The organism is Streptomyces sp. NPDC059906 (assembly GCF_042730645.1).
Taxonomy (GTDB): Bacteria; Actinomycetota; Actinomycetes; order Streptomycetales; family Streptomycetaceae; genus Streptomyces; species Streptomyces rubrogriseus.
Map to the genome: position 1 here is coordinate 299446 of NZ_JBHWKU010000006.1, position 20155 is coordinate 319600.

18 protein-coding genes and 1 pseudogene are annotated in these 20155 nt (G+C 70.7%); 9 read left to right on the forward strand and 10 right to left on the reverse strand.

Annotation, left to right across the window (positions count from 1 at the left end; genetic code table 11):
* Window positions 1–42: 42 nt before the first annotated feature.
* Both ACFV9J_RS12910 and ACFV9J_RS12915 read left to right on the forward strand, forming a co-directional pair.
* Entirely contained in the window at window positions 43–687 is a 645-nt protein-coding gene (locus ACFV9J_RS12910; protein ID WP_385353415.1) for an NADPH-dependent F420 reductase, read from the forward strand.
* A 113-nt stretch (window positions 688–800) separates the two neighbouring features.
* Entirely contained in the window at window positions 801–1172 is a 372-nt protein-coding gene (locus ACFV9J_RS12915) for a VOC family protein (RefSeq protein ID WP_385353417.1), read from the forward strand.
* Between the two features lie 30 nt (window positions 1173–1202).
* On the opposite strand, the gene ACFV9J_RS12920 is transcribed toward ACFV9J_RS12915, so the two are convergent.
* A complete protein-coding gene (locus ACFV9J_RS12920; RefSeq protein WP_385353419.1) occupies window positions 1203–1520 on the reverse strand; it encodes a hypothetical protein in 318 nt (105 codons plus the stop codon).
* A gap of 94 nt (window positions 1521–1614) precedes the next feature.
* On the opposite strand from ACFV9J_RS12920, the gene ACFV9J_RS12925 reads away from it, so the two are divergent.
* Both ACFV9J_RS12925 and ACFV9J_RS12930 read left to right on the forward strand, forming a co-directional pair.
* Window positions 1615–2529, forward strand: a complete 915-nt coding sequence (locus ACFV9J_RS12925; RefSeq protein ID WP_385353421.1) for a LysR family transcriptional regulator — start codon at window positions 1615–1617, stop codon at window positions 2527–2529.
* 154 nt (window positions 2530–2683) lie between these two features.
* On the forward strand, window positions 2684–2815 hold the full coding sequence (locus tag ACFV9J_RS12930) for a hypothetical protein (protein ID WP_385353423.1): 132 nt from the start codon (window positions 2684–2686) through the stop codon (window positions 2813–2815).
* Here the strand turns inward: ACFV9J_RS12930 and ACFV9J_RS12935 are convergent.
* Window positions 2812–3696, reverse strand: coding sequence for an aldo/keto reductase family oxidoreductase (locus tag ACFV9J_RS12935; RefSeq protein WP_385353425.1), 885 nt, complete (start codon window positions 3694–3696; stop codon window positions 2812–2814). The genes ACFV9J_RS12930 and ACFV9J_RS12935 overlap by 4 nt on opposite strands.
* Window positions 3697–3789: 93 nt before the next feature.
* Between ACFV9J_RS12935 and ACFV9J_RS12940 the strand changes: the two genes are divergently transcribed.
* Window positions 3790–4653 carry a LysR family transcriptional regulator gene (locus ACFV9J_RS12940; protein WP_385353427.1) on the forward strand — a complete coding sequence of 288 codons (864 nt, stop codon included), beginning with the start codon at window positions 3790–3792 and terminating at the stop codon, window positions 4651–4653.
* 235 nt (window positions 4654–4888) lie between these two features.
* Here ACFV9J_RS12940 and ACFV9J_RS12945 read toward each other — a convergent pair whose 3' ends face one another.
* Entirely contained in the window at window positions 4889–5470 is a 582-nt protein-coding gene (locus tag ACFV9J_RS12945) for a TetR/AcrR family transcriptional regulator (RefSeq protein WP_385353429.1), read from the reverse strand.
* A 128-nt stretch (window positions 5471–5598) separates the two neighbouring features.
* Between ACFV9J_RS12945 and ACFV9J_RS12950 the strand changes: the two genes are divergently transcribed.
* Window positions 5599–7068: an MFS transporter gene (locus ACFV9J_RS12950; protein WP_385353431.1), complete on the forward strand. Its 1470-nt coding sequence runs from the start codon at window positions 5599–5601 to the stop codon at window positions 7066–7068.
* A gap of 105 nt (window positions 7069–7173) precedes the next feature.
* On the opposite strand, the gene ACFV9J_RS12955 is transcribed toward ACFV9J_RS12950, so the two are convergent.
* A complete protein-coding gene (locus tag ACFV9J_RS12955; RefSeq protein ID WP_385353579.1) occupies window positions 7174–7638 on the reverse strand; it encodes a DinB family protein in 465 nt (154 codons plus the stop codon).
* A 95-nt stretch (window positions 7639–7733) separates the two neighbouring features.
* Window positions 7734–8702, reverse strand: a complete 969-nt coding sequence (locus tag ACFV9J_RS12960; RefSeq protein WP_385353433.1) for a helix-turn-helix domain-containing protein — start codon at window positions 8700–8702, stop codon at window positions 7734–7736.
* A 274-nt stretch (window positions 8703–8976) separates the two neighbouring features.
* Here ACFV9J_RS12960 and ACFV9J_RS12965 point away from each other — a divergent pair, with 274 nt between their 5' ends.
* Window positions 8977–9483, forward strand: coding sequence for a peptidoglycan-binding domain-containing protein (locus ACFV9J_RS12965; RefSeq protein ID WP_385353435.1), 507 nt, complete (start codon window positions 8977–8979; stop codon window positions 9481–9483).
* Window positions 9484–9614: 131 nt separating this feature from the next.
* On the opposite strand, the gene ACFV9J_RS12970 is transcribed toward ACFV9J_RS12965, so the two are convergent.
* Window positions 9615–11489 carry a Na+/H+ antiporter NhaA gene (locus tag ACFV9J_RS12970; RefSeq protein ID WP_385353437.1) on the reverse strand — a complete coding sequence of 625 codons (1875 nt, stop codon included), beginning with the start codon at window positions 11487–11489 and terminating at the stop codon, window positions 9615–9617.
* Between the two features lie 147 nt (window positions 11490–11636).
* Window positions 11637–13679 carry an NPCBM/NEW2 domain-containing protein gene (locus ACFV9J_RS12975; RefSeq protein ID WP_385353439.1) on the reverse strand — a complete coding sequence of 681 codons (2043 nt, stop codon included), beginning with the start codon at window positions 13677–13679 and terminating at the stop codon, window positions 11637–11639.
* Between the two features lie 617 nt (window positions 13680–14296).
* On the opposite strand from ACFV9J_RS12975, the gene ACFV9J_RS12980 reads away from it, so the two are divergent.
* Complete coding sequence (locus tag ACFV9J_RS12980; RefSeq protein ID WP_385353441.1) at window positions 14297–15430, forward strand: methyltransferase; 1134 nt, start codon at window positions 14297–14299, stop codon at window positions 15428–15430.
* Window positions 15431–15612: 182 nt separating this feature from the next.
* The gene (abc-f, locus tag ACFV9J_RS12985) at window positions 15613–17271 is read left to right on the forward strand and encodes a ribosomal protection-like ABC-F family protein (RefSeq protein WP_385353443.1); all 1659 of its coding nucleotides are present in this window, start codon (window positions 15613–15615) and stop codon (window positions 17269–17271) included.
* A 142-nt stretch (window positions 17272–17413) separates the two neighbouring features.
* Here abc-f and ACFV9J_RS12990 read toward each other — a convergent pair.
* The 3 genes and pseudogenes from ACFV9J_RS12990 to ACFV9J_RS13000 form a co-directional block, all read right to left on the reverse strand.
* Window positions 17414–17635: pseudogene (locus ACFV9J_RS12990) on the reverse strand (leucine zipper domain-containing protein); the annotation flags it as partial.
* Between the two features lie 101 nt (window positions 17636–17736).
* Entirely contained in the window at window positions 17737–18537 is an 801-nt protein-coding gene (locus ACFV9J_RS12995; RefSeq protein WP_385353445.1) for an alpha/beta fold hydrolase, read from the reverse strand.
* A 25-nt stretch (window positions 18538–18562) separates the two neighbouring features.
* Window positions 18563–20113, reverse strand: coding sequence for a bifunctional 3-(3-hydroxy-phenyl)propionate/3-hydroxycinnamic acid hydroxylase (locus tag ACFV9J_RS13000; protein ID WP_385353447.1), 1551 nt, complete (start codon window positions 20111–20113; stop codon window positions 18563–18565).
* Window positions 20114–20155: the final 42 nt, after the last annotated feature.

Genomic DNA, 20155 nt, shown 5'->3' on the forward strand with positions numbered 1-20155 from the left:
CCGCCCGCCCGAACCATTCAGTCCGCAAGGAGCAACGCCACCATGACCAGCATCGGCATCCTGGGCGCCGGCCGCGTCGGCACCACCCTCGCCCGCACCCTCACCGCGGCGGGACACCACGTCACCCTCGGCCGCCGCGAACCCGGCGACGAGCCGGGCACACCGCCCGTGGAGGGATCCGTCGTCCGCTACGCCGACCACGCCACCACCGCCCGCACCGCGGACGTCGTCATCAACGCCACCCCCGGCGACAGCTCCCTCGACCGGCTCACCGCCCTGCGGGCCGAACTCGCGCGCAAGATCCTCATCGATGTCTCCAACGCCACCCACGACGCCCCCGACGGCCTGCCCGGCGACCTGTGCTACCCCGGCGGCAGCCTCGCCGAACGGCTCCAGGACGCCCTGCCCGACACCCGCGTCGTCAAGACCCTCAACACCATGCTGTTCATGGTCATGACCGCCCCGGGAACGCTGACCACCCCGCCCACCGCCTACCTCTCGGGAAACGACGAGCAGGCCAAGCGGACCGTCACCGGTCTTCTCGGCGACCTGGGCTGGCAGTCCGGGTGGATCGAGGACCTCGGCGACATCACCACGGCCCGCGCCACCGAGGCCATGATCCTCGTCGTCCCCCACATCATCCGCCGCGACGGCTTCACGCCCTTCGCCGTCTCCCTCGCCCACTGACCCGCACGGGGCGGGTGCGGCGCCGTCCGGGACCGGCACGCGGTTTCGCCGATGAGTTCAACCTCCTCGAGCGGTCTCACCCGGTGACAACGACCGTTCCCGACAGGAGCGCCATGTCCACCATCCAGCCAGTGATCCTCACCGCCGACCACGACGTCCTGCTCGGCTTCTACACGAAACTGTTCGGCGCCGAAGAGATCTTCCGGATACCGGAGAAGGGCCCGGTCTTCTACCTCGGCCTGCGCATCGGCGACACCGACCTCGGGCTGGTGGCCAAGCCGGACCCGGGGGACCGGGAGGAGGCACCGCGGATCCTGCTCAGCATCGGTGTCGACGACGTCGACGAGACGCTCGGCCGGGTAGCGGCGCTGGGCGGCACGGTCCGCCGCGGCCCCAACGACATGCCGTGGGGGCAGCGCGTCGCTCACATCCAGGACCCCGACGGCAACCCGGTGAACCTCACCCAGCCCGTTCCGGCCCGGTGACGAGCCAGAACTAGCAGGGCGCGCAACTGCTCACTCCAGCGGCTCGTGGTTGACCCAGATCGCCTTGTAGGGGTGGCGGCCCTGCCAGCGCTTGATGAGGTCGACGGCCCCGGGCAGGGCGAAGATCGAGTTGAGGGCGTCGAGGTCGGCCAGGCGCAGTCGCACGATGGCGCTGGCGACGGCCACCGGGGCGTGGTCGTCGCCCGGGACGCGGATGTGATGCCGGGCGGCGACCGACTCGACCAGACCGGATGCCCTCACGAGCTCCTGGAACTCCTCAAGGTACTGGTCCAGCTCAGTCGCGGGAATCGGATTGTCGAACGCAACGATCATCGTGTGGTGAATCATGCCCCCAGCGAACAGGGCTTTTCCCCACCCGTCCAAGACCTGTCCGTTCTCGTTCCATGCCTCATGGGAATGGATCAGGGAGTAGCCTGTCGGCATGGCCGAGCTGGAGACCCGCGAGCTGGAGTACTTCGTCGCCGTGGCCGAGGAACTGCACTTCGGCCGTGCCGCGGCCGGCCTGGCGATCGCGCAGCCGGCCCTGTCCAAAGCGATCCGGCGCCTGGAATCCCGGCTCGGAGTGCGGCTGCTGGAGCGCTCCAGCAGGCACGTCGCCCTCACCGCCGCCGGCGAGGCGCTACTGCACCATGGCCGGCACGCACTCAACGCGGTCGGCGCGGCCGCCGAGAAGACCCGCCAGGCCGGTGACCGGCAAGCCCACCTGCGCCTGGTGATCAAACCCGGCGGTGACGGAAACCTGCTGTCCGGCATCCTCGCCGGCTACGCCGGCCGGCCCGACGCCCGCCAGGTGGACATCCTCTTCGGCGGAGCCACCGACCGCGCCGATCACGTCCGCGACGGCCGGGCCGATGTCGCCCTGTTGTACGCGCCGTTCGACGACATGACCGGCCTGGACCACGAAACCCTGGCAGTCGAGGGACGCGTCGCGATTCTGCCGCCGGAGCACCGGCTCGCCGCTCGCCCGGAGGTCACCCTCGCCGACCTCGCCCAGGAGACACTGCCACGCTGGAAAGGCGTGCGCTGGACCGGAGCGCCCGAGGCCAGGCCAGGTCCCGAGGTCACGGACGCCGCCGAAGTCCTGCAGATGATCAGGCTGGGGCGCACCGTCGCGATCCTTCCCCGCTCACTGGCCCGGCCCCTGCACCCCGACCTCGTCTACCGTCCCGTGACCGACGCCCCCGACAGCGAACTCGTCCTCGCGTGGTCGCAGGACGACCGCCGCCGCCTGGTCGCCTCCTTCGTCGCCGCCGCCGTGGAAGCCGCGGGTCAGTCGTCGCCCGATGCCGACGAGCCCCGACCAACCGCCGGGCCGGTCCGCCCGCGTCGTCGCTGACGGCGGCAGCCTCGCTCCTCACGTGGTGCCTGCCGCTGGCGTGCGCAGCGTTCTTCCTCTGGGTCCAAACGCCGGAAGACCCTGGGAGTCGTCGCGGACCAGCGGGTTGCCGACGTCGCCGTGGACGTCATGTCCCCGGACGCGACGAGCCTCGTTGCGCCCGTCCGTCGGGGTCTCCGGCGTCCACTCGGGCCGACTCCCCGTGACGTACGAGCTGCTCCAGCGATGGCGCCAGGAGTCCATGGACGAGCTGCTGACCCCCAGGACGCCTGCGCGGGCGGGCTAATGGCCGATCCTGTCCAACTCGGCGAGTTCCTCGTCGGGGAGTGAGAGCCCCGCGCCGGCCACGTTCTCGCGCAGGTGCGCCACCGACGAGGTGCCGGGAATGAGCAGGATGTTCGGCGACCGCCGCAGCAGCCAGGCCAGGGCGACGGACATCGGTGTCGCGCCCAGCCGGGTGGCCACGGCGGACAGGGCCGTGGACTGCAGCGGGGTGAAGCCGCCCAGTGGGAAGAAGGGCACGTAGGCGATGCCCTTGTCGGCGAGTTCGTCGATCAGCTCGTCGTCCTGGCGGTGGACGAGGTTGTACATGTTCTGGACACACACGATCGGAGCGATCGCCTGTGCCTCGGCGACCTGTTCCGCGGTGGCGTTACTCACTCCGAGGTGCCGGATCAGGCCCTGGTCCTGGAGTTCGACGAGGGTTTCGAAGGGCTCGGCGAGCGATCCGGGCCGGGGGCCCTGAGCGTCGCCGAGCCGGAGGTTGACCACGTCGAGCGAATCGAGTCCGAGGTCCTCGATGTTCTCGCGGACGGCGTGGCGCAGATCCTCGGGCCGACGGGCAGGGGGCCAGCCGCCCTGCTGATCGCGGACCGCGCCGACCTTGGTCACGATGTGCGCCGACGCAGGACCGGGGCGCAGCGCTTCACGAATCAGCCGGTTGGTGACACGTGGTCCGTATGCGCCGGCCGTGTCGATGTGGGTGATCCCCAGGGCGACGGCCTCGCGCAGGACGGCGAGTGCGCCCTCGCGGTCGGCGGGCGGGCCCATGACCCCGGGGCCGGCGAGTTGCATGGCGCCGTACCCGAAGCGGGTGACGGTCAGGTAGCCCAGGGTCCAGGTGCCGCCGGGCAGTGACGCGGAGGGTGTGTTCACGGTTTCGCTCATGCCGAAGATGCTCGCTCGCGCACCGGCCGCGCATCCAATACCGATGCGGTGCTCTGTCATACCCGGTAGGTATCACCGAGGTACGCTGTGGCCATGGACGCCTTGGAGACCCGCGAGCTGCGGTACTTCGTGGCCGTCGCGGAGGAAGTGCACTTCGGTCGTGCCGCCGAGCGCCTCGGCATGGCCCAGCCACCGCTGTCCCGGGCGATCCAGCAGCTCGAACGGCGCCTCGGCGTACGTCTGCTGAAACGCAACCGCCGCGGCGTCGCCCTGACCGGCGCCGGAGAAATGCTGCTGCACGAGGGCCGCGCGGCCCTCGACGCGACCACCGCGGCCGCTCGCCGCACCCGTCGCGCAGGTGGCGCCGACCGTCCGGGCGGCCCCCGCAACCGCCTGGTGCTGGCGGTCAAGGCCGGTGCGTCCCACGAGCTGCTGCACAAGCTCCTCGACGCCTACGCGGCCGAGCCGGACGCCGCCGAGATCGAGGTGCTGCCGAGCGGCACGTGCGAGCAGGAAGGGATGCTGCGCGACGGCCGCGCCGACGTGGCGCTCATGCACGCGCCGTTCAACTCCCTCGCCGGGTTCGACAGCGAGGAGCTGATGACCGAGGGGCAGATCGCCGTGCTGCCCGCCGGGCACCCTCTCGCCGCGCGGCGGACCCTGTCACTGGCCGACGTCGGCTACATCCCCGATCTCCCGCTCGCCCGCTGGTCCCGCCACGGCACGTATCCACCCGGCCCGGGCCCGGAGATCCACGACCAGACGCAGCTGGCCCAGCTGATCGCCCTCGGACGCACCGTGGCCGTCTACCCCGACTCGGCCCGCGCCTGGCTGTGGGCCGAGCACGCCGCCGTCCCGCTGACCGACGCGCCCCCCGTCGTCACTCACATCGCCTGGCCCGCGCACAGCAGTTCCCCCGCCCTCGCCGGGCTCATCCGCACGGCCACACGGCTGTGACCGCCCGGCGCGGGCGGCCGAGACCGCCCGCGCCGGGAGCCGCGTCGGCCGCATCCCGGACCGTCAGACTCCGATCAGGTCGAACGTCCCCGAACCGTCCCGCCTGCCGCTGCACGGGGAGGTCGGGCTTCTGCTGCGCGGTCGGGGGCACCGTCCTGGCAGCAGGACTCAGGGCGGCAACCGCCCCAGCGGCCGCCGTGGCGGTCACCGCGTGGTGGTGTGAGGCCCGAACAGACTACGTTTCCGTGTGCCCCAGCAGCCGGTCGACCAGCCCGTCGATGTAGTCGGGGATGAGCGGCACCACGCCGAACAGGACGCGGATGTACATCGGGGCCAGGACGTGGTCCAGCACGTCGAGCGCGTCCGGTGCGGGCTCGCCGCGGTCGCGGGCGCGATCGAGCATGGACTGGAGTTGCCGGGTGCGTTCGGCCCGCAGGTCGGTCCCCGCCTGCCGGCCCTGCAGGCCGCTGCTCGACAGGGCGACCGCCAGGTGCAGCACCGCGGGACCGTCGGGCCCGGTGATCTCGCGGGCCACTTGGGCCGCGTACGTACGCAGGTCGCCGGCCAGGCTCCCGGTGTCGGGCATCGGGGACTGCGCGTTGAGGCGGGTGAGCGCCACGTCGGTGAGCAGGGTCTCGAGGCTGCCCCACCGGCGGTAGATGCTGCTGTCGGCCACGCCCGCGCGGTCCGCGACGTCGCCGACGGTGAACTTGCCGTAGCCCCGCTCACTGATCAGATCGGTGACGGCCTGGTGTACCTGCGCGCCGACACGGGCACTGCGCCCGCCGGGTCGCCGGGCTCGCTGCTGCTCGTTCATGCCCCCACCTTAACGCAGCCAGTACTTGCGTTTGCGAGAGGAGCCTCTCTATAGTCCCCTAACGCAGTCAATTACTGCGTTAGGGGCGTCCGGATGGCCGGTCGCAGCCAACGACGGAGGGGGATCCCATGGCCGCACCGCATGCGACCGTAGGCAGTCGGCCGGACCGGGCCGTGCTGCTCACGGTGACCTGCCTGGGGCAGTTCATGGTGCTGCTCGACAACACGATCGTCGGAGCGGCACTGCCCGACATGCAGGAGAGCCTGCACACGCAGCTGACCGGACTCCAATGGATCGTGGACGCCTACGTACTGCTGGTCGCCATGCTGCTGCTGTCCGGCGGGGTCTTCGCCGACCGGTTCGGCCGCAAGCGGGTGTACCTGACCGGTGTGGCCGTGTTCACCGTCGCGTCGTTGCTGTGCAGCCTCGCGCCCTCACTGGGCTGGCTGGTCGCCGGCCGGATGCTGCAGGGCATCGGGGCCGCGGCGCTGAGCCCAGCCTCGCTGGCCCTGCTCGCCGCCGCCCACCCCGTGCCGCACGAACGGGTCCGGGCGATCGGGCTGTGGGCCGGAATCAGTGGAATCGGTCTGGCCGCAGGCCCCGTGGCCGGGGGCGTACTGACGGACGCCTTCGGCTGGCCCGCCGTCTTCCTCGTCAACGTGCCCATCGGCGTGGTCCTGGTGCTGGTCGGCCTGCGCCGCCTCGGCGAGTCCCGCAACCCCGGCGCGCCCGCGATCGACGTCCCGGGCACGGTGCTGTCCGTGGCGGCGGTGGGGGCACTGACCTACGGGCTGATCGAGGGAGGTGCCCGCGGCTGGACCTCACCGGTCATCCTGGGCAGCTTCGCCACCGCGGTGATCCTCCTCGCCGCCTTCGTCGCCGTCGAAGCCCGTCGCGAGGCTCCGATGCTGCCGCTGCGGCTGTTGCGGCAGCGCCTGTTCACCGTGTCCAACACCGCCATGGTCGTGGTGGGGTTCGCCCTCATGGGTTCGTCCTTCTTCTTCTCCCAGTTCTTCGTGTACGTCCAGGGCAGCTCCGTCCTGCGCGCCGGCCTGCAGACCCTGCCGATGTCCGTGGCCATGGTGATCGTCAGCCCGTACGCGGGCCGGCTGGCCGCCCGGTACGGCTTCCGCATCGTGGTCACCGCGGGCCTCGCCCTGGCCGCCCTGGGACTGCTGGCGCTCGGCACGGTGCACGCCGACACCGGCTACGGAAACGTGTGGTGGCGGCTGGGACTCGCCGGCGCCGGCTTCGCCCTGGCCATGTCCCCGCTGACCGGCGCCGCCATCCAGGCGGTCAGCCCGCAGGAGGGCGGCCTCGCGTCAGGCATCAGCAGCACCACCCGGCAGATCGGCGCGGTGCTGGGCGTCGCGGTGCTCGGAGTCGTCGTCCGCACCCGGCAGTCGGGCGGCGCCTCCTTCGAGACCGGCCTCAACAGTGCCTTCCTCGTGGCCGGCGCCGTCACTGCGGCCACCGCCGTGTTCACCGGTCTGTGGCTGACGAGGTCCAGGCCCGCGAAGGACTCCACGCCCCCCGCACCCTCCACCGGCGCCGACCCGATCACCTCCCCGAACCAGGCTTCCACGCAGAGCCGTTGACCACGACAATCGCTTCGACCGGCAAGACGCGCCCGTGCGGGCGAGTACACCTACTACGTTGAACCATGCGTGAGCCGATCGCCGGCCGACACCTCGACCACGGACTCACGAGGTGAGATCCAGCCACCGGCGTCCGTCGATCAACTCTCGGGCGGCGTCGAGATGGCCGACGTGGCACGCGGTCTCGGTGATGACATGCAGCAGGACGTCGCGCAGGGTGTGCAGGTGCGGTTCACCGAACAGGTCGTGGGGCCACCAGGCCAACGGGGCGTCGGCGGGCGTGGCGGTGATGACGGCATCGGCGAGTTCCGCCTCCCGCCGGTACCGGTCGAGCACGTCGACGGCCGGCATCTCCGAAGCCACCCGCCACGCTTCGTCGCCGCTCGTCAGACCGTGGATGACCTCCTCGTTCCCCGCGACGACGACTCGGAACCAGAACCGCTCCACATCGAGCGCCAAGTGCTGGACCAGTCCCAGGCAGTGCCATCCGGAAGGCAGCAAGGGCCGTCGAAGATCCGTCGCGTCGAGCCCGTCGAGGATGCCGAGAACATGCCGTCGCTGTCCGTCCAGGACCCGAAGAAGCGCCTTTACCTCACTACCCGAGGTGGTACCGCCGCAGGGAGTTGTCCAAAGTGTTGGGCCGGTGCGCGTCGCCGGGGCGTCCTTCACCCGGAGGGGTGGGAGTGGCTCTGGTCGCGCCAGGCCCGAGGCGAGAGCCCGTACGCCTGTTTGAACACCTTGCTGAAGTGGGTCGCGTTCACGAAGCCCCACCTTCGTCCTATCGCTGCGATGGTCCGCAGCCGGCCGCTCGGCCCGGACAACTCTCGCCTGCACTCCGCCAAGCGGTGTGTACGGATCCAGTCTCCGAGGCTGATGCCCAACCCGGACAGCACTGCGTAGAGATGACGTACGGAGATGTCGTGTGCGGCAGCGATCCGTGCCGCCGACAGATCGGGGTCGGCCAGGTGCGCCCGGATGTACTGAGTGATCCGCAGGCCCAGCGTCGACTCCAACGGGCCTCTGGCAAGGTCCGAGTTGCCGTGCTGGGTCGTCAGGACGGCGCGAAGGAGTTCGACGCTGGGCTCCACGACGGCGTCCGCGTGCACACCCTGGTGCAATGCGTCGTCGGCGGCCAGTCGGGAGAAGTAGCTGAAGGCGAGACGCGCAGTGGGGTTGCCGGGTCCCAGGGTGACTGAGCCGGTGTCTCGCAGGAGCCGGTCGGGGAGTGCGAGTGCCGCGCGGGGGAAGCGCAGGAAGTGGTGGTCGACTCCCTCGTCGAAGAGGAGCGTGTAGGGGGCGATCGATTCATAGACGGCGAATTCCCCCGGCCCCAGTACACACTCGCGTCCGTTCTGCGCCACGAGGCTGGTGCCCGTCACCTGCAGACCGAGGAAGACGGCCGGCTCCTCGTCCTCCCGGGCCAGGCGTTCCGTACGGCGGATCGTGACCGCGGTCGCCCGTGCCGAACAGATCGTGAGAGGTCCGACGGTGCCGAGCCCGATACGAACGGACAGGTCCTCAGCGGCAGGACGGTGATCGATGTCGACCGCCACCACGGAGTCCCACACCGCGTTGCGGACCACTTCCTCCCGGTCGCGCGGCGGTATGAACGCCGTGTCCAGAACCGGGCTCATGAGCCAGACCTTCGTCTGCGCCGCTCGTACAGCCGGCCCGACCGTCCCTCGGCCCGTTCCCTCACAAGCGCCCTCCCCGACACGGACAGCTCCCGCCGTCAGCTTGTCAGGACTCGATCTCGCTGCGCAACGGCCTGTTACGGCGTCGGCGAGCGGCTGTGCGCCACTGGCACATTCTCCTGCACGGACGACAAAGTCCGAGGCTCACGCTGAACCTAAGGTCCATGGAGGAGGCCGTCACTGAGACGCCATCACCGAACGGGAGGACTGCATCGTGCAACGAGTACCGACGACGCTGCGCACGCGGACCGGAGTGCTGGGGGCTTTGGCTCTCATCTTCGCCGCCGGCCTGACGGCCAGCCCGATGATGACCGCGCCCGCCCATGCCGCCTACGGTCCGTGCAACACGACGGTGAAGCGCACCGACGGGCTGGGAAGTGGCGGCGTCCCCGGCAACCACTACAAGATCCCCGCCCGTACCGGTAACGGCCTGAACTGCTACATGGAGTATCAGACGGGCAGTGACAACGCCGTAACGGCGCTGCAGAGAGCCATCGTTTCGTGCTACGACGGCACCTACGCCGCCAGGCGGATCACCGACACCGGAGGGGCGGACGGGTCCTACGGCACCGGCACGGAAGATGCCGTCCGGTGGCTGCAGGCCAACCGGCTCGGCGTCAGCGCCGACGGCGACTACGGGCCGGCGACCCGTGAAAAGATGCGGTGGCCGCTGTACACCGCGGGCGGCACGTACATCTCCTGCTTCAACCCTCCTTTCTAGTCACCACGACGTCCGCTCTAGTCACCACGACGTCCGCCGACGCCGGCCTCTGCTCCTGCGGCCGGCGTCCGGCTTCCGGCTTCCGGCGTCCCGGGCCGACCCACCCGGCCCGCACCGGTCGGGGGAGCGGGTCACCCGGTCAGCGCACGCTGCCGGGCCAGCTCCACCGCCCGCGTGAGCGCGGCGATGTCATAGGCGCCGTGATGACGGCGCCCGTTGATGAAGAACGTGGGCGTCCCGGACACCCTGCTCAGATCCGCCGAGTCGACGTCCTCCGCCACCCGCCGGGCACCGAGATGGTCCCTGAGGTCCTGCCGGAACCGCTCGACGTTCAGGCCCAGCTCACCGGCGTAGCGCAGCAGGTCCGGCGCGGCGAGGGCGTTCTGCCGTTCGAGCAGCAGGTCGTGCATCTCCCAGAAGCGGCCCTGCCGGGCAGCGGCCTCGGACGCCTCCGCGGCCAGTTGGGCCCTGGGATGAACGTCCCTCAGCGGCAAGTGCCGCCACACATAGCGGACATCGCTCTCCTGGCCGAGGAGGTCCCGCACCACGGGTTCGGCCTGTCCGCAGTACGGACACTCGAAGTCCCCGTACTCCACCACCGTCACCACCGCGCTCTCGGGCCCGCGGATGCGGTCGTGTCGCCTGTCGACGGGCACGGCCAGGTCCGTCAGGGGGTCGACATCGCCCAGCAGCGCCCGCGCCCTGCGTCTCTCCGGCAGCAGACCGATCACCGCGGTCACCGCCCAACTGGTCAGGAACGCGCCGATCAGCGTGACCAGGATGCCGATCCGCGCCTCTTCGAGTTCCTCGCCGTCGAACGCCAGCGACGCGATGAGCAACGACACGGTGAACGCCGACCCGGCGATCGCACCGCCGACGGTCACCGATCCCCAGCCCACGTTCGGCCGCAGCCGCCCACCCGAGAGCAGGCGCGCGGCCGCCATCGACCCGACCGTGCCGATCACCTTGCCCACCACGCAACCGAAGACGATGCCCAGCGTGACGGGCGAGGTGAAGGCGTCGGCGAGGGCCGGGCCGGAGAGTTCGATACCGGCGTTGGCCAGGGCGAACAGCGGGACGATGCCGAAACTCACCCACGGCAGGAACCGCTGCTCCAGCCGCTCGTTCGGCGAGATCGCCGCATCCAGCCCCTGGACGGCGCTGCGGTGCAGCTCGGGCGTCGGCTGCTCGCGAAAGAGCCGGAACAACCGGCTCGCCTGCTCCAGATCCCCGCGGGGCGCGGGGTAGGCCGCCACCAGCGCACCCACGGCCAGACCCGCGACGACCGGGTCGACCCCGGCCTCGTGCAGCGCCACCCACACCACCACCGACAGCACCGCGCAGTACAGGGCTCGGCGGACGCCGGACAGCCGCAGCAGGGCGATCGCCAGCAGCGTGCACACGGCGACCACCAAGGCGGGCAGACGGATCTCGTCGCTGTAGAAGACGGCGATCACCAGCAGCGCGACCAGATCGTCGACGACGGAGACCGACAGCAGGAACGCGCGCAACGACGCGGGCAGCCGAGACCCGAACACCGCCAGGACGCCCAGTGCGAACGCGGTGTCGGTGGACATGGCGGTGCCCCAGCCGTGCACCGAGTCCCGCCCCGCGTTGACGAGGACGAAGATCACGGCCGGGACGATCATGCTGCCCAGACCGGCGATCGCGCTGAGCAGCAGCCAGCGGCGGTCGCGCAGCTCTCCCATGTCGAAGTCCCGCCGCGCCTCCAGGCCCACCACGAAGAAGAAGAGGCTCATCAGCCCCGAGTTGATCCACTCATGCACGGTGAGCGAAAGGTGGCGCGTGTCGAACCCCACGGTGAACCTGGCCTGCCACACCGCCTCGTAGGAGTGCGGACCCACGTTGGCCCAGACCAGGGCGGCAGCGACCGCGGCCAGCAGGAACACCGCGCTGCTCGTCTCGGTCCGCACGAAGGTCCGCCATCGCGCCGTGCTCCGGGCAGAGAGGCTCGGCGTCGCCTCCTCGGGCTCCTGACCACTCACGACGCCGATTATCACTGCTCGGGCACCGTTCGCCCGGAGCCCTCTCCCACCTGACACGGAAGACCGCTGAGTGGCACCAACCAGAACGGTCCGACCGTGCGACGTCCTGCCCGGCGCGACGGCGACCGGACCGGCGCCCCACCTGGCTCAGGTGCAGGTGACCCGCAGGTCCGCCCAGTCCGCGTGGTCGTATCCGCTGCCGTCTCCGGCGTCCGTGACCACCAGCCGGACGACGTCCGCGCCGGAGACGTCCGCGGAGACCGCGCGGGCGGGGTCGGCGTTGGTCAGTGTGCCCGTCGACGCGGCCCGGGCCTCGTCGGCCCAGACCTCGAAGGCCACGGTGCCCTTGTCGCCCGACTCGTCGTCGACGCCGACCTGCGCGCTCACCTTGCTACAGGCGCCGCCGAGGTAGTATTCGACGCTGCTGGAGGCGTGGACGCCGAGTCCCTTGGCGAAGGCCGTGCCGCCGATGGTGATCGGATTGCCGTCGCCGGCCTCGCGCCCGCCCACGCTCTGGTCCCGTTCGACGGGGCCCCAGCCGTTGGTGGCGCTCAGCGGATCGGCGTCCGACAGAGCGGACTCACCCGCGGGCAGGGGGACGCCGACGCGCACGGTGAAGGGTGCCGTGGAGGTGAGCCAGGAACCGGAGCGCGTGCGGTGCCTGGCAGTGAGCGTCAGGGTCCGGTCGCCCGTGGACGTGTCCGCGGGGACGGCGACGTCCCAGTGCGTCGCCAGGGTCGCGCCCGGCTTCAGGGCCCGGGCCGACGTGGCGGACCTGGGGGTGACGCGCCAGCCGTCGGGGCCCGTCAGGGCGACGCTCACCGAGTGGGCCGCGGTGCCGCCCAGGTCGGTGGCCTCGGAGGTGAGCCGCACGGTCCGCCCGGCCTCGGTCACTCTGTCGCCGCCCGCGTGCACGTCCACGGCGGGCGGGTACTGGGCCCACTTCCTGTCGGCGTGCACCCGCACCAGCACGGTGCCGTGCGCGGGCACCGTCGCGGCGATCCTGCCCGTCGTGTTGGTGTCACTGTGCTTCCAGAGGTCCCGCATGGTGTAGCCGCGCGACTTCGGCAGGCCGACGGCCTTCGCGGTGGTCTCGATCCGCTGGGCCCGCGAGCCCTCGTTGAACAGCGCGACCGCCCGGCTGCCGTCGGCCAGCTCCTTCGACACGACCCACCGGCCGGCCTCCGAGGAGACGACCTCGCCCTGCTTGCCCAGGGGGTCCTGGTCGACGGCGATGACCTCGTCGTTGGTGAGGATCTCGAACGCCGACCGGGGTGCCGTGCGCAGGTCGGTGCCGATCAGCAGCGGGGCAGCCATGATCGACCACATGGAGAAGTGCGTACGGTACTCGGTGTCCGTCATGCCGCCGTTGCCGACCTCCAGCATGTCGGGGTCGTTCCACCCGCCGGGACGCGCGTACTCGGCGAGCTCGAGGTTGCTCTTCATGATCGACGACATCGAGCCCCAGGAGTCGTTGATGTCCCCGGTGGTGCGCCAGAGCTGGCCCAGGTCGCCCGCCCACTCCCAGGGCTTGTTCTCGCCCCACTCACAGATGCTGTACACGATCGGCCGGCCGGTCGCCGCGAGCGCGTCGCGCATGGTGGTGTAACGCTGTTTCGCGTCGATGCCCTGGTTGTTGCAGTTGTCGTACTTGAGGTAGTCGACACCCCAGCCGGCGAACTGCCGGGCGTCGCTGTACTCGTGACCCAGCGCGCCGGGGAAGCCGATGCTGCTGCACGTCTTCGTGCCGGCGCTGGTGTAGATGCCGAACTTCAGGCCCTTGGAGTGGACGTAGTCGGCGACGGCCTTGATGCCGTTCGGGAAGCGCTTGGGGTCCGGCACCAACTGGCCGTCGGCGTCACGCTCCGGCAGCGCCCAGCAGTCGTCGAGGTTGACGTACTCGTAGCCGGCGTCCTTGAGGCCGCGTTCGACGAAGAGGTCGGCGATGCCCTTGACCATCGACTCGTTGAACTCGTCCCTGCAGTGCGTGGAGTTCCAGTTGTTGAAGCCCATCGGCGGGGTGAGGGCCAGTTGATCGTGGCCGGACGACGCCGGAGCGGGGTCCGGCGCGGCGGTCGGGGCGGCCTGCGCGCTCACCGCCAGGCCTCCGGTGGTGAGCAGTGCGGCGGTGATGGCGCCCAGGGCTCTGCGCCCGATGACGCGCGGTACGCGCATGGGAAGGTGACGCATTGTCATGTTCCTCCGCGGCTCGTCGGCAGCGGGTGCGTGCGGGGGCACGCACCGTCAGCGCGCGCTCACAGTAGAGGCGCTGAGGACTGATGGAAAGAGTGCAGTCCTGATTGATTCTGCTCGCCGTTTCGAACTGGGTTCCACAAAAGCGCAGACCCATCGCCTCCGATCCCGGCAGACGGGGCTGCCCGCCGACCGCATGTGGGACCCAAGTCCGGTCGAAGCGGCGCTGTCCGTCCTGGCCGCGTGGAAGGTGCCGGACGGCGGCGAGGTCAAGCGGCTCGCAGGGTGCCCGCATGAAATGGCCCGATGCAGTCAGCCGCCGCCCGGCATCCGTGACAGCTGTGTTCCTCAAAGTGCACGCCCGCAGCATCCATGATCAGTTCTGATTTGCCTGCGGAGAGAACGCTGTGCGAGCCTTTTGCCTCCTCTCTCCGAAAGGGCTGGTCGTGACGCTAGGCATGGTTCTCGGCGACTCCTCCTCTCGCGCTTCGACGCGGGAACGGCAGCCCTTCCTGCCCTGAGACACGCGCCCGTGCCGCGGCACGGGCCGTTTCCCCCGCTCCTCGTCGAAGTGCTCTTCGTGCCCCCGCACGTTCGATCACGAGGAGTACGTGGTGTCCACGATCCACTGGACCGAGACGAACACCCCCCGTTCCGCCCGCTGGCATTCCGAGAGTTCAACACCGCCGCCCAGCCGGGTCGTCGGCGCGGACGACCGTATGAAAGCCGACGCTGCTCACCGTCTGGCCTGCGAAGGCACCGCCTTGCTGTGGCAGGGCGACTTCCACAACGCACGTCAGCTACTGCAAGCGATGGGCCGCCGCATCGACCGGAAACCTGGCCGGCCGGGCGACAGCCCGGCAGACTCCTTCCGCCTGCATCGCAGGGCCCGCAGCCACCGTGCCCGCGTGCTCGGCAGGCTCCTCGTCCTGCTGGCGGACGACTACCGCCTGAACCTGCGCAGGGCTCCCGATGCCCGCCAGGCATGCACCGAGGCGTACGGTCCGCCGTCCGGGCCGACGGCCGTCTCGCTCACGGAACTACTGGGCGTGATCGGAGCGCACCAGTGGCGCACAAAGGGCGTGCGGGTACCGGCCCTCGACGCCCGCATTCACCCGCACTACGGAGTGTTCTCCCCGGTCAGGGGCGAATACGTCGACCTCGTCGCTCACGCACCGCTCCCCGCACCGGCGGCCCGCCGCGCTGGTCGCTGTACCGCATTCGACCTCGGGACAGGGACGGGAGTCCTCGCCGCCGTCCTGGCCCGCCGGGGGATCGACCACGTCGTGGCCACCGACATCAGCCCACGTGCCCTGGCCTGCGCACGCGAGAACGTCCGCCGACTGCACTTCACCGAGCGCATCGACATCGCGTCCCCCGGTCTGTTTCCCGAAGGGCGCGCGGACCTCGTCGTCTGCAACCCACCCTGGATTGCGGCCCGGCCCACCTCCACCGTGGAGCAAGGCGTCTACGACCCCGGCGGCAGCATGCTCCGCGACTTCCTGGACGGACTCGCCGCGCACCTCGAGCCGGGGGGTGAAGGCTGGCTCATCCTGTCCGACTTGGCCGAGCACCTCGGTCTCAGGACGCGCGGTGAACTCCTGGCCGCCATCAAGGCGGCGGGCCTGCGCGTGGTGGACAGGACTGACACCCGGCCGCGGCATGCACGGGCGAGGGACACCGCTGACCCCCTCCACGCCGCTCGCACCGCGGAAGTCACTTCACTCTGGCGTCTCGCCGGCACCTGACGACCGGCGTCGGCCGTCGCCTCCGGGAAGATCGCAAACTTCGTGCTCCGCGGAATTGAAGCGAGACGCTTCGTCTTGTTATGGTGGGGGCATGGCTTTCCTCTTCTTCGTCTGAGTCCGGGCACGGCCCCTGCCGCCGCTTCTGCTGCCCGTAGACCCTTCGCATGCCCAGGGAAAGCTCCATGCGCGATCGCGCCCGTACCGTCCTGCCCACCACCAGCACCGCCACCGCTGTGGCACAGCTGTCCGTCAGGTCCGTCACCAAGTCGTACGGCACCCGGACCGTCCTCGACCAGGTCTCCTTCACCGTCCGGCCGGGCGAGAAGGCCGCCGTCATCGGTGAGAACGGCTCCGGCAAGTCCACCCTGCTGCGGCTGCTCGCCACGGTCGAGACACCGGACGCCGGGGAGGTCACCGTCCGCTTCCCCGGCGGGACGGGTCACCTCGCCCAGACCCTCGGCCTGGAGGCGGACCGCACCGTACAGGACGCCGTCGACCTCGCGCTGAGCGAACTGCGCGACATGGAGCGAGGGCTCCGTGCGGCAGAGCAGTCCCTCGCCGACGCGTCCGAAGAGGAACTCGCCGCCTACGGCGAGCTGTTGACCGCTTTCGAGGAACGCGGCGGATACGAGGCGGACGCCCGGGTGGATGCCGCCACGCACGGGCTCGGGCTGGCCCGGATCGCCCGGGAGCGTCCGCTCGGCTCCCTGTCCGGCGGCGAGCAGTCGCGCCTCGCCCTCGCCTGCACCCTCGCGGCCGCCCCCGAACTGCTGCTCCTGGACGAGCCGACGAACCACCTCGACGCGGCGGCCGTGCGCTGGCTGGAGGAACACCTGCGCGCACACCGCGGCACCGTCGTCGCCGTCACGCACGACCGCGGCTTCCTGGAGCGCATCGCGACCACGATCCTCGAGGTCGACCGGGACGAGCGCACCGTGCACCGGTACGGCGACGGGTGGGCCGGCTACCGCGCCGCGAGGGCCGCCGCCCGGCGCGGAGCGGAGCAGCGGTACGCGGACTGGACCGAGGAGGTGGCCGCCGCGGAGGAGTTGCTGGAGGCCGCCGCCCGGCGGCTGAACACCACCGGCCGCGACCCGAAGCAGGGCTTCGGCAAGCACCGCCGCTCCAGCGAGGCGAAGCTCGGCGGGCAGGTGCGCTCGGTGCGGGAGCGCCTGGACCGGCTGCGGCGCGACCCGGTGGCGAAGCCGCCGATACCGCTCCGGTTCACGACGGCACCGCCGTCGGCGGCCGGCGGCCCGGCGCCGGGCACACTCGCCGAACTCACCGACGTACGGGTCGGGCAACGGCTGCGCCTGGAAGGGCTCCTGGCGATCGAGCCCGCAGGACGCCTCCTTGTCACGGGCGAGAACGGCGCGGGAAAGACGACGCTGCTTCGCGTTCTGGCGGGCGACCTGCGGCCGGACGCGGGCATGGCGCGGCGCCCCGCCCGGATCGGCTACCTCGCCCAGGAACTACCCGCGCACGCCACGCGGCTGCCGCTGCTGGCCGCGTTCGCCGCCGGGCGGCCCGGGCTGCCGGACGAGTACGCCGAACAGCTCCTGTCCCTGGGCCTGTTCCGCGAGCAGGATCTGCACGTTCCGGTCGCCGCCCTGTCCGTCGGGCAGCGGCGGCGGCTGCAGATCGCGACCCTGGTGACCCGGCCCGCAGACCTCCTCGTCCTCGACGAGCCGACCAACCACATCGCACTCGACCTGGTCGAGGACCTCCAGGCGGCGCTCGCGGCCTACCCGGGGGCGGTGGTCGCGGTCTCGCACGATCGCGCCTTCCGGGCGCGCTTCGAAGCCGAGCAACTGGAACTGCACGCCGGTCGCAGACGCTGACCGGGCCCGGGTCGGCTCAGGTACCGCGCCAAACGGCGGCTCCTCGGGCAGAGCCTCTCACCACCGAACGTGTCAGCGAGGAGAAGCCGAGCAACCGGACGGCGCTTGGTGTACTCGCGTCCGACTGCATCAGTTCGTCGGCCTCGGTCGCCGCCGGGGTACGGTGCGGTGTCGTCAGGGGCCGGCTGGAGCGGTCGTGCAGCCCTTGCTCACCCTCGGACCTCCAGCGGCGGACCCACTTGTGGGCCGTGACGCGCGAGATGCCCATCTCGGCTGCGACATGTGCCACGGGACGGCCGCTGCGGACACGCTCGATGAGCAGCCGCCTGCCGTGAACGGTCAGCCGGGCATTACGGTGGGACACGAAGACCTCCGTGCGGTGCAGTCCTAGACAGCTCCACCACACCGGAGGTCTTCGCCATGATCAAGCCCCGCCAGCGTTAACAACGCTCGTGATCAATACAGCTAGGGTGCGGAACGCCCGCCTGACGGCGGTGTGTTCACGTGGCGGTCGATGAACTCGCGGATCTCGCGGGCGACGAGTTCCGGAGATTCGTACGGCGCGAGATGGCCCGCGTCCGACAGGAAGACCAGCCGGCCGCCGGGCATCGCACGGACGTCGGCGATCAACTTGTCCCGTGGGGCGATGGTGTCCCTGCCGCCGATGACGTAGCACGCAGGCACGGCCATCCCGGACAGCTCCTCGAACATGCTCGTGTAGGCACCGCCACCCGCACCGAGCCAGCTGTGCCAGAACTGCTCCGTGACAGCACCGGTCATCGTGCGCACGACGTCGGTCGTCCTGCTCGGGTCGAGCGACATGGCCCCGACGGCCTCCGTGACGGCTTCGACGTCACGGAAGGAATCGTGGAACAGTTCGATGACTGGATCGCCCGCCTCGGTACCGCCCGCGTTCCACGGCATGAGCGCCATGACGGCGAACACCTGGCCGGGCCGGTCGAGAGCGATCCGCACGCCGAGTGCGCCCCCGAAGGAGAGACCGACGAGAGCGAAGCGTTCGAGGCCGAGTTCGTCACAGGCGTCGATCACCGTTTCGGCGATCCGAGTGAGGCTCGATCCGTCTGCGGGCGCATGGAGGGAACCCGCGTGCGCCGGCAGGTCCATGAGAACGAGGCGGTAGCCGTCGAGCAGGGGTGCCGTCTCGGACCAGCACTGGAGTGAGCACCCGAGGCCGGGCAGCAGGACGATCGAGTCCGGCCCGTTTCCCCGCACCTCGTAGTGGACACCGTTGTTCGTCTTCGGCATGAGATTCCTCCTGTCTGTCACGCCGCTACACCAGCGACACGCTCGCGCGAAGTGAGGCGAGCAGGTCCACCATCTCGGAGAGGTCGGCAGCAGCGCCGAAGACATAGAAGTCCGGGCGAACCAGCACGGCCACGACACCGGACTCCTTGAGCCAGCCACTCAGCGCTTCGCCCGCTTCCTCGACCCCCGCGGCACCGACGACGACGAGCCGCAGCCCGATCGCCCGCTCGAGATCCGCCACCGCCGCGGTCGTCGCCGCGTCCGGCTCGACCACGCTGAACAGGGTGAACCCGCGGCCAAGCACGTCGTCGGACCGTTCGGTCCTCGCGCCGTCCGTACGCAGCAGGGGCTGTACGGCCAAGTGACCGGCCAGCGGTTGGCCGTCTCGGAAACCCGCGCCGACCGGCGGCTGGAACGGTGCCGGAAGCTCGGTCGCCGACCGCATCTCCTCCCGACGTCGCGCCGCGAGAACCGGATCGGTCTCGCAGACGACGGTCCCGATCCGCACCGACTCCTCGATGTAGTCGACGACCTGCGGCCTCCTGGAGAGCGTGTACAAGTCCAGCAGCTTCGGGTCCGCGGCGCCGGCCAGCACCAGGTCGAGCGTCCAGCCGAGGGTTGCGGCGTCCCGGATGCCGGAGCTCATGCCCTGTCCGAGGAAGGGCGGCATGACGTGAGCGGCGTCACCGGCGAGCAGAACCGACCGGTGGCGGAACGTGTCGGCCACCACGGACCGGAACCGGTAGACGGCCTGGCGGATCAGCTCCCCCTCCCGCGGGCCGATCCAGGGCCTGAGCAACTCCCAGACGCGTTCCGGCTTCACCATCTCGGTGGCATCGTCGCCCTCGACGAGCATGAACTCCCAGCGGAAGTACCGCTGAGCCACCCGGCCCATGTGGTTCGGCCTCGCCGGGTCGAGTACCTGGCCGGTGTCCGGGATATCCGGGACCGGGGCGCCGGGCCGAGGCCGTACGTCGACGACCAGCCAGTCGCCCCGGAAACCGAGATCCCTCGTCGGAACGCCGCAGAGCGTGCGCACCCTGCTGTTGGCGCCGTCCGCCCCCACCACATAGCGAGCGGTGACGACTTCGCCGTCCGCCAACGTCACCGCCACATGGTCGGCCGCTTGGCGCAGATCGACCAGTTCGGCACCGAAACGGACGTCCACAGTGGCTGCTCCGCGGACCGCGGCGTCCAGGGCATCCTCGAGTTCCGGCTGGTAGAAGTGGTAGGACGCGTCCCAGCCGGAGGGGGCGGCACCCTCCCTCGGCAGACGAGAGATCACGCTTCCGTCGGGATCGAGGAATTCGTACACACGCGCCGGTTCGGCGATGCGCCGGACGTCGTCGGCGATGCCCAAGGACTGGAAGACGCGCATGATCTCGTGGTCGAAGTGTCCGGCTCGTGGCGTCTCGTAGCGCCCGACTCGCCGCTCGCACACCAGTACCCGGTGCCCCGACGCCCCCAGCAGAGCGGCCAGGGTCTGACCGACCGGGCCGTACCCGATGACGAGGACATCCGCGTCCAGGGCATCCGGCGCGGTCGTGGATGTGCGGAATTCATCGGCAAGCTTCATGTGTCCCAACCCTTCGCTTGCACCGGAGCGCGTGCACGCCGG

Excerpts from the sequence above, each read along its gene's own strand:
- ACFV9J_RS12910 (WP_385353415.1), top strand. The coding sequence starts at position 43 with ATGACCAGCATCGGCATCCTGGGCGCCGGCCGCGTCGGCACCACCCTC.
- ACFV9J_RS12915 (WP_385353417.1), top strand. The coding sequence starts at position 801 with ATGTCCACCATCCAGCCAGTGATCCTCACCGCCGACCACGACGTCCTG.
- ACFV9J_RS12920 (WP_385353419.1), bottom strand. The coding sequence starts at position 1,520 with ATGATTCACCACACGATGATCGTTGCGTTCGACAATCCGATTCCCGCG.
- ACFV9J_RS12925 (WP_385353421.1), top strand. The coding sequence starts at position 1,615 with ATGGCCGAGCTGGAGACCCGCGAGCTGGAGTACTTCGTCGCCGTGGCC.
- ACFV9J_RS12935 (WP_385353425.1), bottom strand. The coding sequence starts at position 3,696 with ATGAGCGAAACCGTGAACACACCCTCCGCGTCACTGCCCGGCGGCACC.
- ACFV9J_RS12940 (WP_385353427.1), top strand. The coding sequence starts at position 3,790 with ATGGACGCCTTGGAGACCCGCGAGCTGCGGTACTTCGTGGCCGTCGCG.
- ACFV9J_RS12945 (WP_385353429.1), bottom strand. The coding sequence starts at position 5,470 with ATGAACGAGCAGCAGCGAGCCCGGCGACCCGGCGGGCGCAGTGCCCGT.
- ACFV9J_RS12950 (WP_385353431.1), top strand. The coding sequence starts at position 5,599 with ATGGCCGCACCGCATGCGACCGTAGGCAGTCGGCCGGACCGGGCCGTG.
- ACFV9J_RS12960 (WP_385353433.1), bottom strand. The coding sequence starts at position 8,702 with ATGAGCCCGGTTCTGGACACGGCGTTCATACCGCCGCGCGACCGGGAG.
- ACFV9J_RS12975 (WP_385353439.1), bottom strand. The coding sequence starts at position 13,679 with ATGCGTCACCTTCCCATGCGCGTACCGCGCGTCATCGGGCGCAGAGCC.
- abc-f (WP_385353443.1), top strand. The coding sequence starts at position 15,613 with ATGCGCGATCGCGCCCGTACCGTCCTGCCCACCACCAGCACCGCCACC.
- ACFV9J_RS12995 (WP_385353445.1), bottom strand. The coding sequence starts at position 18,537 with ATGCCGAAGACGAACAACGGTGTCCACTACGAGGTGCGGGGAAACGGG.
- ACFV9J_RS13000 (WP_385353447.1), bottom strand. The coding sequence starts at position 20,113 with ATGAAGCTTGCCGATGAATTCCGCACATCCACGACCGCGCCGGATGCC.